Annotated in this window: 12 protein-coding genes; 9 read left to right on the forward strand and 3 right to left on the reverse strand. The window is 50.6% G+C overall.

Features of this window, described 5'->3' with window-relative positions; translation table 11 throughout:
• The first annotated feature begins 28 nt into the window (after window positions 1-28).
• A complete protein-coding gene (gene pyk / locus ACO0LD_RS12910; protein ID WP_423007333.1) occupies window positions 29-1453 on the forward strand; it encodes a pyruvate kinase in 1425 nt (474 codons plus the stop codon).
• A gap of 81 nt (window positions 1454-1534) precedes the next feature.
• Here pyk and ACO0LD_RS12915 read toward each other — a convergent pair whose 3' ends face one another.
• From ACO0LD_RS12915 to ACO0LD_RS12925, 3 genes are all read right to left on the reverse strand, one after another.
• Window positions 1535-2194 (reverse strand): hypothetical protein, encoded by a 660-nt coding sequence (locus ACO0LD_RS12915; protein ID WP_423007335.1) that lies wholly within the window; start codon window positions 2192-2194, stop codon window positions 1535-1537.
• Window positions 2195-2240: 46 nt separating this feature from the next.
• Window positions 2241-2615, reverse strand: a complete 375-nt coding sequence (locus ACO0LD_RS12920) for a VOC family protein (RefSeq protein ID WP_423007337.1) — start codon at window positions 2613-2615, stop codon at window positions 2241-2243.
• A 224-nt stretch (window positions 2616-2839) separates the two neighbouring features.
• Window positions 2840-5083: a collagenase gene (locus tag ACO0LD_RS12925; protein ID WP_423007339.1), complete on the reverse strand. Its 2244-nt coding sequence runs from the start codon at window positions 5081-5083 to the stop codon at window positions 2840-2842.
• A gap of 700 nt (window positions 5084-5783) precedes the next feature.
• On the opposite strand from ACO0LD_RS12925, the gene ACO0LD_RS12930 reads away from it, so the two are divergent.
• From ACO0LD_RS12930 to ACO0LD_RS12965, 8 genes are all read left to right on the forward strand, one after another.
• Window positions 5784-6419, forward strand: a complete 636-nt coding sequence (locus tag ACO0LD_RS12930; RefSeq protein WP_423007341.1) for an ATP phosphoribosyltransferase regulatory subunit — start codon at window positions 5784-5786, stop codon at window positions 6417-6419.
• Window positions 6420-6710: 291 nt separating this feature from the next.
• Window positions 6711-6968 (forward strand): hypothetical protein, encoded by a 258-nt coding sequence (locus tag ACO0LD_RS12935; RefSeq protein ID WP_423007343.1) that lies wholly within the window; start codon window positions 6711-6713, stop codon window positions 6966-6968.
• Between the two features lie 38 nt (window positions 6969-7006).
• Window positions 7007-7891 carry a sensor histidine kinase gene (locus ACO0LD_RS12940; protein WP_423007345.1) on the forward strand — a complete coding sequence of 295 codons (885 nt, stop codon included), beginning with the start codon at window positions 7007-7009 and terminating at the stop codon, window positions 7889-7891.
• Window positions 7892-7936: 45 nt separating this feature from the next.
• Window positions 7937-8728, forward strand: a complete 792-nt coding sequence (locus ACO0LD_RS12945) for a LytR/AlgR family response regulator transcription factor (protein WP_423007347.1) — start codon at window positions 7937-7939, stop codon at window positions 8726-8728.
• A 186-nt stretch (window positions 8729-8914) separates the two neighbouring features.
• Window positions 8915-10069 carry an AAA family ATPase gene (locus ACO0LD_RS12950; RefSeq protein WP_423007349.1) on the forward strand — a complete coding sequence of 385 codons (1155 nt, stop codon included), beginning with the start codon at window positions 8915-8917 and terminating at the stop codon, window positions 10067-10069.
• Window positions 10069-10485 carry a hypothetical protein gene (locus tag ACO0LD_RS12955; RefSeq protein ID WP_423007351.1) on the forward strand — a complete coding sequence of 139 codons (417 nt, stop codon included), beginning with the start codon at window positions 10069-10071 and terminating at the stop codon, window positions 10483-10485. The genes ACO0LD_RS12950 and ACO0LD_RS12955 overlap by 1 nt, the downstream gene beginning before the upstream one ends.
• Complete coding sequence (locus ACO0LD_RS12960; protein ID WP_423007352.1) at window positions 10482-12374, forward strand: hypothetical protein; 1893 nt, start codon at window positions 10482-10484, stop codon at window positions 12372-12374. Before ACO0LD_RS12955 ends, ACO0LD_RS12960 begins: the two co-directional genes overlap by 4 nt.
• Window positions 12371-15085: a bpX6 domain-containing protein gene (locus ACO0LD_RS12965; protein ID WP_423007354.1), complete on the forward strand. Its 2715-nt coding sequence runs from the start codon at window positions 12371-12373 to the stop codon at window positions 15083-15085. The genes ACO0LD_RS12960 and ACO0LD_RS12965 overlap by 4 nt, the downstream gene beginning before the upstream one ends.
• Window positions 15086-15243: the final 158 nt, after the last annotated feature.

Consider the following 15243-nt stretch of genomic DNA (forward strand, 5'->3'; position numbering starts at 1 on the left):
TGTCGCCTTAAACAAATGAAAGTAAGCCATGAATCGCAGCCGCAAAGCAAAGATTGTCGCCACCCTGGGCCCTGCCAGCAATAGCAGGGAAATGATCAAGGCACTGTTTGAAGCCGGTGCTGATGTATTCCGCTTCAACTTCAGCCATGGCAGCCATGCCGACCATCAACAGCGTTGCAATATCGTGCGTGAAATCGAGGCAGAACTGGGCCGCCCCATTGCTATCCTGGCAGATTTGCAAGGGCCGAAGCTGAGGGTAGGGCAATTCAGTGCGGGTAGGGTGATACTCACAGCCGGACAGGAATTCATACTCGACAGCGATACCACACCAGGCGATGCAAACCGGGTTTGCCTGCCGCATCCTGAATTGTTCGCCGTCATCACCGCCGGGCAAGCACTATTGCTAGACGACGGCAAGCTACGCCTGCAAGTCATGGACAGTGATGCAAACACCATACGCACCCGCGTCATTAATGGTGGCGCCCTGTCTGACCGCAAGGGCGTGAATGTGCCAGATGCAGTATTGCCTATACCGGCACTGACAGAGAAAGACAAACGCGATCTGGCATTCGCACTGAACATGGGAGCAGACTGGATAGCCCTGTCCTTTGTACAAAGGCCGGAAGATGTGGAAGAAGCCAAAGCCCTGGTAGCAGGACGCGCAGGCGTGCTGGCCAAGCTGGAAAAACCGGCAGCTCTGGACAGGCTGGAAGAAATCGTCGCCGCGTCAGATGCCATCATGGTAGCGCGTGGTGACCTTGGTGTAGAGCTACCACCAGAACGCGTACCCGGTGTACAAAAACGTATATTGCGCGTCTGCCGCAGCCATGGCAAACCGATAGTCATCGCCACCCAGATGCTGGAATCCATGATAGCTGCCCCGGTACCCACCCGTGCCGAAGCATCTGATGTTGCCAGCGCGATTTATGATGGTGCCGATGCTGTCATGCTGTCGGCAGAATCTGCCAGTGGTGCCTACCCTGTCGCTGCAGTTGAGATCATGGACCGCATCATCTGCGAAGTAGAACGCGACCCGTTGTATAAAAACATGATCGCCGCCCAGCATGAAATACCGCAGAATAATAAAGGCGATGCCATCTGTGCTGCGTTGCGTGAAGTCACGCAAATTGTTGGCGCGGTTGCTACCGTGACTTACACCACATCCGGCCATACCAGCTTGCGTGCCGCTCGTGAAAGACCGATGGCACCGATACTCAGCATCACCCCAAAAATAAATACCGCACGCCGCCTGGCGCTGGTCTGGGGTGTACATTCCAGCGTCAGTGATGTTGTGCCCAACGAAGACATACTGGTCTCCACCGCCTGCCGCACGGCCTGGCAAGAGGGTCTGGCGCAGGTCGGCGAGCAAATCGCGATTACTGCTGGCGTGCCTTTCGGCCAGCCAGGGTCTACCAATCTATTGCGGATAGCCGAGATCTGGCCGCAACATTAATCTGGTAATGAAGCAATGCTCAGACTGCTCTGGTGTATGGCGATGCAAAAAAGAGTTGACTCATGAGAATGGGTCTTCATCTCACCAAAATCGCCACCACTTTTTTTCTTCTTTTGTGAGTTTGAAAAAATGGTATTCCGGTTCAAGATCCGTCTCCCAGGGGCAAACTGAGAAGTACTTTTGCAAGTACTCATAAAGCATGCGCGAAGTCAGGCCGTATTCAGAAACTTCGATTTCCCTGTCGCCCTGATAATAGACTTTGTTACGTTCTTCCGGCGGGACATCATCTTCTTCCAGATAGTATTTGGCTGATAACCACAGGTTCTCAAAATCCTTGGGAGTGCCACTCTCCATGAGTGGTGGCAGTCGAGGTACCCCCGTTGTTTGCAAGCGCGACCGCGTCCTCTTACCCTGCTCTATGAAGGCATAGCCAAAACTGCCGCCCGACTCATACTGACAGAAGATCAGTATTTCATCTGGCGAACCCAGGATTTTATACAGATCAGTAGCATCTTTTTGCTGATCTTCCAGATACTCCCAGACCAAATCGTCATTACTGATAAAACATACATTTCCAAAATTCTGGACCATGATGTCATCATGGCGTCGTATATCAAACTCCCTGGAGTTGGGATGCGATATCAGCGCTACGGTTGATTTGCATAAAGCCGCTATCAATGACGGTAAATCATTGGCAGCAGCTGTGCGCCTGAAAGCCAGTCCTGCCTGAGCAACACCCATGTCTATCCTTGTCTTTTAAAATTGAATGACAATACCGTCGTCGGTATCACTCCCAGACATTGACATCCGTGGCTTCATGGAAATCGGGGCGCTGGGGATTGACGACGCAAAACCTGTGTCCTGTCGGGGCCTCCATGACGATCCAGCGTTCCATGAGCTTAACGACTTTGGCACCGAGTTTTTCCAGACGCTGGACCTCTGCTTCCTTATCGTCGGTTTCTATATCGAGATGTATGCGGCTGGTGTGTTCGACCTTCTGCAACAACATTTTTGGGCCTGTGGGTGTGGCTTCAAGAACGACGTATTTTTCATCCGCATCCCCGGCAGGGTAACCCAGCGCCCCGGCCCAGAAATTGGCTCCCGGATTGATATCATCCACCTGGCAATCAATTACAAAACATGCCAATCGACTTTTATGCATCTTGATCTCCTGTGACTTGTTTATTCCGTTTGCCTGATCGAATTCAGGCATGCATAAAGGATAGCAAAAAAACAGGATGTTGACCGGACTGCTTGGTGCGTCTTCTGGCAAAAACAAAAAAAAGGGACAAACATCCAAGATGTCTGTCCCAACACTCAATTGCTTTTTATAGGTGGCTTTCCGTTTTGTGTAGGCCTTGTTTACGCAATTTCAGTTTGCTGCTATCAGTCGTAAGTCGCAGACACACTCACACCAGAGAAACTCTGTCTGGCGTTGAGCATGATGTAGTACCAGCGATTGGCGGTTGGATTGCTGATGGTCACGCTTTCATCATTACCGGCCTTGACTGAAGCGTAGTCATAAATACCTGTACTTGGATATTTATCCATGGATACATACAAGTCCACGTCACCCGTACCACCGCTGGTAGTCAGCTTGAGGTTTTTTGCACCGGCAGGAACCATGATGTAGGTATAGGCTTGCGTGCTGGAAGCAAAATTACGCTTCACGCAGTTTTTAGCCATGTAGCTACCGGCAGGGCAATCAGGCAGGCTGTTATCAACAGGCAATGGTGGCTCACCTGCGGTGGTGGCAGCAGCAACCCATGCTGTGAACTCATTGTCATAACGTGTGCCTATATTGCTCATATAGGTTTGGTAGCTATCATAATCACCAACACGGAACTTGGCGATGACTGCATCAACATCACTGCGGTGTTTTTCCATCATGAAGCGGGTGGCCATGTAACCCCAGCTATAGGCACGTGTCACATAATCAGACATGGAATAAGTGTTACCAAAAATCTGGCTCAGCTTATAGGTCCCTGTTTTGGCAACGTCTATGGCTTTCTGGTTATTGTTCTTCAGTGACAGGTATTCGGCTATGCCTTCTATCCACCAGACGGTAGGCTTGGCTGTACCTGCACCAAAATCACCTTTCATGTCGAAACGGCCATCGAGATAATGGACGTATTCATGTTGCAAATTCCAGACCTGGAAAACTGGGCGCAGCCAGGACGCTTCGTGTGCAACGAAACGTGCCTGGTTCCCGACAACACTTGGGTCGCCTTCCAGATACATGCCGCCATTATTGGTGTCGATACCATACAGTATGGAGGCGTATTTGCTGTAGTTGGTATAGTCATCAAACACGACTACTTCCAGCGCAGTGTTGTTGTCACCGGCTACTGGCTGACGCTTGCTTTGCAACATGGTGTGGAAATAATTTTCCTCGGTTGCCAGCATGGAACATGAATCCTGCAACTGTGCCGTAGTCATATCCTGTGCACGGATTTTCAGGCTGGGGCTGCAAGTGTAGTTGTTTTTGAGGATGGTATTGGCCAGCGTAGTCTCATAATTGCAAGTGCCGTATTCTGCGCAATTGGCATTGTCATAGTACTTGACTGCAGATGCAGCATTGAGCCACAACATGCTGTCGTTGCCAGTCATGCTGGAGTTGCTGAGTTGGTACTTGACCATGGGTTTGACCGTAGGCTGCAGATTGGCGTACTGCATGAAACGGAAAGCTTCATTCTCGGTATCGCTGAGTTGATACTCAAGACTGGTGCCCAATAATGCTGCCTTGTTGTTGACGACAAAATTGTTCAAAGCAGTCGCATAGGACACATCATTACGCAAGACAGGCAAAGCATCCGGGCGTGAATGACCATAGAACAGGATGGTCAACGCAGCCGTATAGGCATCAGCAACAGTAGATGATTTCAAGGCATCTGTAGCTGCCGGATTGGATGATGTGTTGGTATAACGAGTGATGATGTTTTTGACGCTGCTCAGGTAATAAGCTTCATCATGCAGGTTGGTCACCAGCTTCAAGGTCTCGGCTGCCGTGCTTGGGCCAACGGTGTTGGTCTTGAACAATTGATTACCATCCACCAGCTGTTTGATAGGCCCACGCATGCTGGTCAGATAATTCGCCGATGGTGCCGGTATCGTATTGCCGCCAGCCAGATAGTAACCGGCGCGCAGGTAAATGATCAGGTTGACCAGCGCCATATTGGTGGCATTGTAGTTCGTCGCTTCTTGCGCAAAACGATTGATGACAGCAGTGAAATTGGCTGGAGAATAAACCTTCGCTGCATCTGTTGCATTCAATGAAAACAAACCGTAATGGCATTCATAGCTGGGCAAATTGACGATGTAAGTCGCCAGTGCATCGCCACTGTAGTTAGCCAGCGTCGCCATGTTTTTACAGTCATCTGATGGTGGTGGTGCCATCAGGTTTTTTTGTTTATTGACGATGCCCAGATCCAGGCGTGCCCCATTTGTTGGCGGCAGATTGAATTTCTTTTGTTCTGCTGTCGGTGGCAAACTCTGTCTTTGATGTGGCATCGGTGCTTGCTTCAAACGCGCATGGTCTTCTGCATCTGCAGCGTGAACCAATTGCGTGAACCCTGTGAAACTAAGTGCCAATACTCCCGCCATGCTTGCTATTTTATTTGGATATAACATGTAATACGTCTCCCTGATTGTTTAAGAGCTTCAGGCAATACCATCCCCTTCAGGCTTTTTCATTCGATAGCTTGTAAGCTATCGCCGCCTGAATGACTTGAAGAAGGTCTTTACCAGCCCCATATATGTGGAAGCAGCAGACATGCATTTTGCATGCCGCTGCTCCCCTGTCTCAATGTCTGAACACTCCCTATTTCTTAGCGCCAGACATTGCATGTACCAAATCACATTTTTTAATTTGCATATGATTCGGTTGAAATATATTAGTAATATATTTTATAAATATCTAGGTGGAAATTAACAAAACCATAAAATTGGGTGCTTGTTCGTCAATGCGGAATTTAGGGCCGTAAGTTATTGATTGGAAAGAATAATGTTTTGAAAAGTTGTAATTAGACGTAACAAGACAAAATTTTCTTAAGTCATGAAAAACTTTTTACTTCCAGCGGGTTTACCTCGTTGACATACACCCCCCAAGCAAATTATGCTCAAGGCATGAATACTTTCTCGACATCCGTTTTGCATGCAGCTCAACATCAGTCACATCGCTGGCTGGGAGAGCTATTGCTTGGATGAATGTTAAGCCCCATCACTAAGAAAGCCCTCTCAGCCTGCACAGAGGGCTTTCTTATTTCTGCTAACGGCAGGGCACGACGCTCTTGCCCGGCAGGTATGTTGCAATGCAGTGATGGAGTGAAGTATGGAATTAAGAATAGAAGAACAAAGCCGTGGTACACGTATTCTGGTTGGTGACGAAGTTAAAGAAAGACGCCGACTCTTGAATGCCCTGATCGGTATTGCCGAAGCGAATGGCTTTAACGAAATCATGTTGCCTTCGCTGGAACCAGCGAATATTTATGTCAACAAGGCTGGTCCTGAAGTGCTGTCGCAGATGTATGTCTTTCCCGATAAAAAAGGCAGATCGCTGTGCCTGCGCCCCGAGGCTACTGCTACTGTACAACTGCTTGCCGATAAACACTTCAAGCAAAAGAAAAATCAAAAGCTCTGGTATTTCGAACGCTGCTGGCGTTATGAGAAACCGCAGGAAGGGCGTTACCGCGAATTTTTCCAGTTTGGTGTAGAAATCATCAATCCTGATAATCTTTCCTGTCGTGAAGAACTGCTGGCCATGGCAAAGCAAATGGTGGCTTTAAAGACCAGTGCTTATGAAGTTGCCACCTCAGTCAAACGCGGTTTAGCCTATTACACTGAGGCAGGCTTTGAAATTTCTGTTCCTGCACTCGGTGCGCAAAAACAGGTCGTCGGCGGTGGCAGCTATAAACAGGGCATAGGTTTTGGTCTGGGTTTTGACCGGCTGATGTTGTGTAATAAATAAAATCCACGTTTAAAAAGAGGCTTGCCTGCCATCTGTGCTGCAAGCCTCTTCAGACGATAACTTGTGCAGGTCTCCCATTTATCCCCCAAAATTACCGTTGGACCACGGCAAGATACTGTTAGTCGCAGCGGACTGTAAGCTCTTAAAAGTGCCTGCTATTCTGCTTACATGGATGCAGCAAGTCATCCAGCAAACAGGAGAGAAAAAATGAATTCTCAAACAGAAAAAAACGAAAAAACAGAAGACACATCTTTGGTCACCGTCGAAACAGCAACTAACAGGAGCGATAACATGAACAATACAAACAACAACCCAGTTCTGGCCTTTGTAAAAAACCTGGCTGAGACGCTGGCATATGTAGGCCGCGAAGCTTTTGACTGGGTATTGCAGGCATCCTGGAAGAAACTCTTGCTGACTTCTTTGCTGACTTTGATCACTGGCGGCATATTGCATTTATCATCGCTGGCAAATGGCCTGGTGTTTGGCGCTATCATCGTCAAATTGTTTGCTGACAAAGACAAGACAGCAACAAACCCGCAAACTGAATAAGCCGCTTTGAAAAAATAAGCGGAGAATAGAAAGCTAGTATGAAACATCGCGACGATAACAAGGTACTCGACCTGATCATGGACATCACCGATACGGTGACCGTGGTCTGGTGGAAGTTCTTTGACTGGCTGGCTGTAGTTCCCTGGACATCTTTGCTGGGCATCTCGCTGGTCGCCGTTATAGTAGGAGGCGCGCTAGGGTTGGGGGGGCTGATGCCAGCGCTGGTGTTCGCTTCCTTCATCATCAAGAGTCTGGCGGGCGGCAAGCGCAGTGCAGAGATCGCCGCCACTGCAGCCGCAACCCGTGCCGATGTCGAAGCACTGGAACGTAGGCTGCTCGAAGCAGAGATGGCAGCCTTGCAGGCGCAGATAGAACCGCACTTTTTATTCAATACCCTGGCCTTGATAGGCCAGCTCATAGAAACCAATCCGGCACAAGCCACCGTAGTGCACCAGCACCTGATCAAATACCTGCGCTCGGCCATGCCACAAATGCGCGACAAGGGAAATGGCAAGTTGGGCCAGCAAATGGAAATGTGCCGTGCCTACCTGAACATCATGCAGGCACGCATGCAGGAGCGGCTGACTTACGATATAAACTTGCCGTCTGAACTGGAATTCCTGCCCTTCCCTTCGATGATGATACAAACCCTGGTGGAAAATTCCATCAAGCATGGCCTGGAACCCAAGACCACAGGTGGCCATATCAGCATCACGGCCAAAAAAGTAGACGGACAATTACTGGTCGAAGTCAGCGACAATGGCATGGGTTTTGACATGCATGCCGACGATGGCATGGGCCTGACGAATATACGTGAGCGCTTGAAAGTGCTGTATTCAGGCAAGGCACAGCTGGTTATCGAGGCACCGCAAACGGGCGGTGCAGTCGTCGGCATACTCGTGCCTGTAGACAGTAAAGCTTAACAATATTATTCTTATTGATTCTGCAATCCACCACCAGGTAATAGCATGTCCGCCACCGCAATGATAGTCGATGATGAAAGCCCGATGCGCGACCAGTTACGCGCACGCCTGCAACAAGTATGGCCAGATTTGTCCATCATTGCCGAGGCTGCCAATGGCATAGTCGCGATAGAGCAGGCGGAAGAGTTAAATCCCGACATTATCTTCCTCGACATACGCATGCCAGGCAAGAATGGCATAGAAGCCGCCAGCATCCTGGCCAAACAGGCGCTGGTGGTGTTTGTGACGGCCTATGACGAATATGCGATACAGGCATTCGAGCGCGGTGCCATGGATTATTTGTTGAAGCCGGTAGAGGCCGACAGGTTGGCCGGTACTTGCCAGCGCCTGCAAGAAAGACTAAAGCAACGCGAGCAAGAAAAAACAGCACCAGCAAATGCCGCCAGCGACCAGGCAAAGCAGGTCGAACAAATGCTGACACAATTAATGCAGCAGCAAAGCCAGAAGCGCGAATACCTGCGCTGGATACAAGCCAGCGTCGGTACCAGCTTGCGCATGGTCAGCACCAAGGAGGTCTTGTTTTTCCGTTCCGACGAAAAATATACCCTGGTGCAGACTGAGCAGGCTGAATACCTGATCCGCAAATCATTGAAAGAGCTGGAAGACGAACTCGACCCCAAAGAATTCTGGCGCATCCATCGCTCTACCCTGGTGCGCGTCTCTGCGATTGCAGAAGTCACCCGCGATTTCCGTGGCCGCCAATTGATAGGCTTGAAGGGCCATGCAGAAAAACTGGAAGTCAGCCGCAATCACACACATTTATTCCAGCAAATGTAATGTTTTCGTGAATTGGCGCATGAGCAGATCAGGCAAGACATAGTGCCATCTTTTCGAATCTGACCAGATCAGCCTGAAATTCAGGCTTAGCCCCGTTTATAATCAGATATTCCGGCAATAATCTGGCTCCAGACCCGAACTTGTCATGAATTTGCCACCAATCCCATTATCAAAGTACATCCACCCATGCAAGAGTCAACAGCAAGTTTGAAAGAAAGAATACGTGAAGCGACTCAAGAAGCTTCATCACGCATCAGAGATGCCATACGTGAAGCCACTACGGGTTTGATAGACCGGGACCAACTGGCAGAACTCATGATACTGGGCGCAGTGGCGCAAGAGCATTTGCTGGTGGTTGGACCGCCAGGCACGGCAAAAAGCGCAGTCGTACGGCGTGTTGCACAAAGTCTGGGTGGGCAATATTTTGAATATCTGCTGGGCCGTTTTACCGAACCTTCAGAATTGTTTGGCCCCGTCAACCTGACAAAACTACGTGAGGGTACGGTAGAAACCGATATTGCAGGCATGCTGCCAGAAGCAGAGATTGCCTTCCTTGATGAAGTCTTCCTTGGTTCAACTGCCATCCTCAATACCTTGCTGGGCGTACTCAACGAGCGCCAGTTCAAGCGTGGCCATACCCGTATCAAATGCCCCTTGCGCATTTGTGTAGGCGCAGCCAATGGCTTGCCGGAAGATGAGGGCCTGGCCGCTTTTGCTGACCGTTTCTTGCTGCATGTCTTTGTTGAACCAGTACCGGATGCGCGCCTTGAAGATTTGCTGGAAGGTGGATGGCAAGTCAATCACCGCACGGTAGCCCCCAAGGCAGACCTGGGCAGTCTTGATATTTTGAACCGTGCAGTGCCTCTGGTAGACATGGCAGAAGTACGCAGTGACCTGGCCCAGGCCATACGCCAATTGCGCCAGGCCAATGTTTTATTGTCAGATCGCCGTATCGTCAAGGCGCAACAACTGATCGCCGCAGCGACAGTGCTGGCTGGCCGTCATGTCGCGACCAGGGCAGATTTATGGCCGCTGGTGTATGTCATCCCCACCGCGGCAGGACAGCGAAATGCGCGGGAAGTATTGCGCGACTTGCTGGCGCAAGCCCGCCACCCCTTATTGCAGGCAGTGGTAGAAGAAGCAGTACAACAACCGCTGGCACGCATAAGCCGCCTGGCAGAAACTGCGGATAGTTTGCTGGCGAATACAGATACCGACGATTTCCAGCAATCTGCAGAAGCCTTGTTACGTGAAATTGATGCCAACTTTGTCAAAACAGATTTGCCAGCAGAACTGGATGACCGACGCCAACAACTGATCGCTGCCCTGGAACCAGACTGATGGCAGTATTGGAATGGATAGCCAATGAGCATGCCCCCGTACCTGCAGGCCTGATTGCTATTGCCGGTGTGGCCAGGCAGTTGCTGCATAAACTGCAAATGCTGGCACCAGAAGACTTGAGCAGCCTGTCGGTAGTCGCCAGCCGCGATTTGCTGGTCGTACTGGGGCCACCAGATATCTTGCCATGGCTGGATGGTGTGCAATATTGCGCCCCGCATCCGCAAGCGCGTGATCTGTGGTTACCTACCCATACCAGCACCAGCCTCTCCGCCGATCTGGTGCAGGCTGCACTGGCAAGGCGTCTGGGTGTGCAGCCCATGCTCTTATTGGACGAACCGGAGCAAATTATCCCGCTGGGTGATGCTGCCTATCTGTCAGCTGATTTGCTACTCTGGCTATTGCAGGAGCTGGAATGACACTACAGACCTTGCAAGCGCAGTTGCCGCTACCAAAGGCACTGGAACCCTGGCGCGACTGGCTGACACTATTCCCGCCCGAACTGACAGATGCCATCGGCCAGATGCTGTTGCGCCTTGATCCCCTGGTCGGGCGCTTAAAGTTTGCTTCACAACGCACAAATGATGAACCTGTCGGCATAGGTAATATCGTGCAACGTGGGAATTATGACCGCTTGCTGATGACAGAGTGGTTGTTTGCAGACGCCGAGCCAGATGAATTCATACGACGTGCAGCAAGTGGTGAACTTTTATTCTTGGGGACAGAACCAGATATACGCCTGCGCTCGCAATTGTGCATTGCCTTGTTTGATGCTGGCCCCATGCAATTGGGTGAGCCGCGCCTGGCCCATATCGTCCTGTTCATCCTATTGTCACGTCGCGCAGAAGAAGCGGGCGCACAATTTAAATGGGGCATATTACAAAACCCTGGCGTCTTGCATGAAACTCAAGGGCGTGAGGCAATGAAAGCTCTGCTGACAAGCAAGAGTTTGCGTAACGCCACGACGACTGAACTTGCCAGCTGGGATTTGCTGCTAAAAGAGCAGGACAAAAACCTTTGCGATTGCTGGCAAATATCAGATGCCCACACTGCGCGCATCAAACGTGCGACCAACCTGTTCAATATCAAAGTTGATTTGTTCAGTGGTGACCAGAGTCGCAGCCTGAACCTGCAGTTAAGCCAGCGTAACAACCAGCGCGACGTCAAACTTGAGCTGCCCAAAGAAGATGTCGCCATACGTATCTTGCGTGAGCCATTCAAACGCATAGATGGCCTGGCCCATGTACGAAATGGGAAAAGCCGCCCCTCACTCAAGCAGGCACCACGCTTTGCCAGCAAAGGCTGCTGGCTGGCAGTACCGCAACTGGATGGCAACATCATCATCTACAACGTACCGCAATCCGTGCGGGCAGCGCCGGGCAAGTTCCGCACTGTCAGACAGCCTGCAAAAGGCAGTATCCTGGCCGCGGGGGTAATGGGCAAGAATCTGGCTTATATTTCAGCCGATGGATTAGACTTGAGTTTTTATGGTTTCCCCAGCCAGCATTTTTCTCACAAGAAAGTAGTTGTCCAGAGACCTGAAATGAAATATTTCAGGGCACCAACTGGCGGCACGCGCTGGTTGCCGACTTACTTCATGGAGTCTCAACATAAATCCGGCAGCATTGCCCGCGTTTTTGTACAGGATATTGACCAGCATCTGGTTTGCTGGGAATCGTCCTTGGCATTACCACTGGTGACAGGCAAGCCCAAAACCTTAAGGCCAGAGCCTACCGAGCCACACTTCAAATCTATCGCCAGCAATGTCATAGGTTCTGATTTCTTTGCTCATCGCCTGCTGTATGCAGTGATCGAAAACGGCACGACAAAAATTTTCCGCTGGCACGCTCATGAAAATGCGCCACTGGCAGTTGGGAGCATCCCACATATTGGACTAGGTGTTTTCTTTGGCAATGAAGTGTCGTGGACGCATGCCACCAATTTTGAGCATGGGCTGCTGGCATTGCAAATCAGTGAAAATGAATGGTGGATAGGAACATCGAAAGCACATATCAGAAAAACTATTTCTGCTTCTGTGAAAGTCCTGGGAGTTCTTAACAAATTGCATGATGGTGAAGACGATTTCGGCCTGGTGGTATTAAGTGCCGACAAGCACAGCATACAATTCGTGAGCAATACAAGACAAGTTGATCTTCATCACTCGGCTGAACCCATTGCCAAAATCAGCATGGACGCAGTCAGTGGCCGTCTTGCCTGGATCTTGCAAAATACCCTGGACATCAAAGTGCGCGGATTGAATGAAGAAGCCTTGTTACTCAATGTGACAGTGGACGGAGTATCCAAATGAAGCCTACTATACGACGCCCCTTGTTTGACGGCACGCGTGAGCTTCGTGGAATCTGGTTTGACCCGGATTTGATCGGCGAAGACAAAGCACAGTCACGCATCTTGCATCACTGGCGGCCAGGCTCAAGGCTATACAAAGTCTTAAACGGATATTTCCTCGAATTTTCAGAGAAGAGATATCTGCATTGTGCCGGGCTGGACGGCCTGGCAATTGCAGAAATGAATGGCGTATTGACCAGCGCACCGTTGCACGCTGACGAGTTTGCTGCTATCGCCAGCAACAGTTTTTGCCTGGTAGCGGGTGCACAAATCCACACGGCGACACTGACGCTGGCCGATAGAATTGATCCCTCAGCATGGCTGGACCTGAGTGCGATCAGCTTGCGCAAACCGCTGAAATTTCCAAAGGCAGGAGGACAATCCCGGATTGACGAGCCTGCGCCAGGCAAAGGCATACGTGACATACTGGGGGACGCGATTCCGCAAGCCAGTGACCAGCAAAAAGCTTTTCTTGATGAAGCTGCAGAACTCATTGAAGGAGGCAAGCTGCCTGATGATGCTACCCAGAGAAAATCCTGGTCGCAAAAAGTCGGGCCTGTTGCACTAGGTGCACTGGGTTTGATGGCCAGTTGGCTCAGCAATCTGATCGATTCTCGCAGACCGGCTAAAGATCATGCGTGGGGCAACTCAGGTGCCCCGGAAAAACTCTCTCCTCTGGCACAAAAACTGGCTGATTTTGCCGCAAAAATGGCAAGCATGACCGGGATGTCAAAATTGCTGGGCCAGCGCCAGGCAAAATTCCTGCGTGAGATGATGGAGATGTTTGAACGCGACGACTTGAACGAGGCATTACGCCATGCAGTTCCACTTGATTCCCTGCAAAAGAAGAATACCCGCCAGGCATTTGGCACACCCAGGAGACGCGACAGCCTTAGCATCAGCAATAGTAGCGGGCTGGGCTCCAGCATCTCGGTTGCCAGTAACGTGCAAGAACATTTACGGCAATTATACCGCCGCACTTTTGAGCGCCTGGACCGTGAAGGAAAAATCGATGAAGCAGTATTCGTCCTGGCAGAATTGCTGAAATCAGGTACGGAAGCCGTCAATTACCTGGAAAGCAAAGACAGGGTGCGACAAGCTGCTGAATTGGCCGACACCCTGGAGTTGCCGCCAGAAATAAGGGTAAGGCTATGGTGGCTGGCGGGTGACTTTTTGCGGGCGGCAAAACTCGCACGCCTGTTCAACAGTTTTTCAGAAGCAGTCCATTTACTGGAAAAGAAGCACGCCAAAGAAGGCCGCGAATTACGCAAGCATTGGGCACACGCAATGGCGGCAAAGGGTGACCTGGCTGATGCCGCTGAAATCTTATGGCCGCTGGAAGAAGAACGCGAACAGGCACTGTCATGGTTATCCCAGGCTGAGCGTGCAGGCGGCATACTCGGCGTACGTGCGCTGACCAGGAAATTGTCTTTGCAAGTATCAGACCTGAAACAGAGTGAAGCCAGCATCAGGCATATACTGGATATGGATAGTGAAGCAGGGGCACAATTGCGTGCCAGGCTGGCCCTGGAATTAATCACACTCAAAGAACGCTCAGCCGCCAGCACCAGGCTGGCGGCTGAAGTCTTGCGCCATGTTTTGGCGGAGCGTTCTGCAGGCTTGAACCAATTGCAAAAACAGGACATTAGCCGCCTGAGTGAGTTTGCCGATGCAGCCATAATGCGAGCCGACCTGCCCGCCCTGAATTTGCCCATGGATATGGCAACCCTACCCTTCATCGCCAGAACCAGCCCACTTGAAATGTTGTTTGAAGAACGTGGCCTGATGCGTATCCATGATGCCTGCCGTTTGCCGGATGGACATTATCTGCTGGCCCTGGGGGAAAGCGGCGTCAGCGTAGTCAACCAGGTCGGCAAACAACTGGCGCACTACCCCATACCGGCACATCACCTGGTATTGTCTGACAATGGCCAGCGCGCACTGGTGCTGGCGAAACGAGACAGCACCATGCGCATCAGCCGCATTGATCTGCCCAATCGCAGTGTTGCTGACTGGCTGACCCTGCCAGTTACATTCTGGTCGCGCCGCTATGACGGCATACACTGGAATGTGGTGATGAATAATCGCCTGCTGGCCATAGATACCAGCGTCGACAAATTACATGTAGTCTGGCAAATCGCTGATTTACCAGGGAAAATATTTTCTTATTCAGAAAACACACATGCCCAAACCTTGTTGATTGCTGCGTATGACGGCATAGAACAATGGCGCTACCTGCTGCCCAGCCGCCGTCTTACCCAGCGTGATTCCTGGGCTTTGCCCGATTCAGACGTATGGCGCATGCTGCCAGTCGACAATGCTGACGAGCCCGCCAGAATCTATTTGAAAGCCAATGAAAACAGCAACGCCATCTTGCTGGCAAAATCCAGTCTGGTAGCTGGCTTCGAAGTGAACACCGGCGTTTCACAACAAGCCCCGGAGGTTCACCTGGAAGATGGCATGATCTTTGTCGCATCAACTAATGATGAGATTACCCTCTGGGAAGTAAAGACCCTGGCACAGGGAAAAACCTTGCTAAAATTGGCTTTACCTTCTGCCGACCATCCCGGCGTACATGTACAGCGCGAATACATCATGCTGTTTGACCGTGCAGGACGGCTGGTGGAAATTAACCGTTCAAATGGCCTGGTCAGGGCGATGACTGTTAATTGACGATGGAGTAGTTTGCCAGCGTTTGATCAGTAACAAGAAGATTTTTTCCAGTTGCCATGAAAAATACATCCATGTAGAAACTGGGAAAACCAGATACCTGATACGCAAATCATTGAAAAAACTGGAGGCCAGCCGCAATCACCTCCATATTTTTTCAA

The organism is Undibacterium sp. Ji83W, assembly GCF_049340385.1.
Classification (GTDB): domain Bacteria; phylum Pseudomonadota; class Gammaproteobacteria; order Burkholderiales; family Burkholderiaceae_D; genus Undibacterium.